The sequence below is a fragment of the Thiocystis violacea genome (assembly GCF_016583565.1).
Taxonomy (GTDB): Bacteria; Pseudomonadota; Gammaproteobacteria; order Chromatiales; family Chromatiaceae; genus Thiorhodococcus; species Thiorhodococcus violaceus_A.
The window spans coordinates 1-928 of record NZ_NRRF01000224.1 but is presented as its reverse complement, the minus strand read 5'-3'; the positions used below and the strand labels follow the sequence as shown (position 1 = coordinate 928).

General features: G+C 61.2%; 1 protein-coding gene. It reads right to left on the bottom strand.

The window, feature by feature from the left end; all coding sequences use genetic code 11:
• The coding region (locus CKO23_RS24900) for a hypothetical protein (RefSeq protein ID WP_200336252.1) at window positions 1-583 on the bottom strand (583 nt) is incomplete at its 3' end.
• Between the last annotated feature and the right edge of the window lie 345 nt (window positions 584-928).

Sequence of the window (928 nt, the reverse complement as noted above, 5' to 3'; positions counted from 1 at the left end):
GGCCGTACTGCTCGGCGTCAGGGATGACAGCCAAGCGTGCGCCAGCTTCCTTCTCAAGCGCATTGAGCGCCCGGTAGCGCTCAGCTCCAGCCTTGAAATCGGCCTTCCCGAACTTGTGACCCTTGCGATCCTTGCCCTTCGCGAGCAACCGGCACAGGTCTAGTTGCTGGCCTGGCTGTAGGTCGAGGATTTCGCGGAGGAGGCGCTCGGTGAATGGTGTCACCGTGGTGACATTCGATGTCACCACGTCATCTTCGTCATTTGTCACCGCTTGCTGATATGTGGTGACAATCTTCCACGCCTCAGAATCGATCGCCTTGAGCGACGCATAGTTGGCAACGGCGGTCCGACTCCACCCGATCCCATCGGCCACCGCTTGCTGGGTCTGTCCGCCGTCGAGTCGCTTCCAGACCAGCTCGGCGTAGTCCACAAAGGTCATCGGCAAAGCGTCTGCGCTGGCCTTGTTCAGCTCGATGGCTTCGCGATCCAGATCCTGCGGCTGATGAATGCACATCAAGCACTCGGTGAATGGGTTTGGCGCAGTTGCGCCATTGCTTGGCGCATCGCCTTCTTCTTGCGCCAAGCCATTTTGCTGAAAACTTGCGCCAAATTGGTCGGGTCGGCTCGCCAGCGGGCGCGATCGGGTTCCTATCTGGCCAGAGCTGTCCAGTTCCGAACTGGCGCAGACTGGCGCGCCTCCAGCTCGGCCTTCGGGCTGACGTTGGCGGTTCCCTGGGTTCCCTCGGTTCCCTGTGAATTGGTCATGCGGCTTTTCCCCTATTTGCGTCAGTGACGAGAAATCGTCTCGCCAGGTTCGGCCATCGCTCACGCCCTGGACGGGGGTCGGGATCGGCTGGACCTGGGAGATACGCAGGGCAGCGGTGCAGGGTCTCGGGGTCGGGTGCATACGATCGCGAGGTCTGTCGCA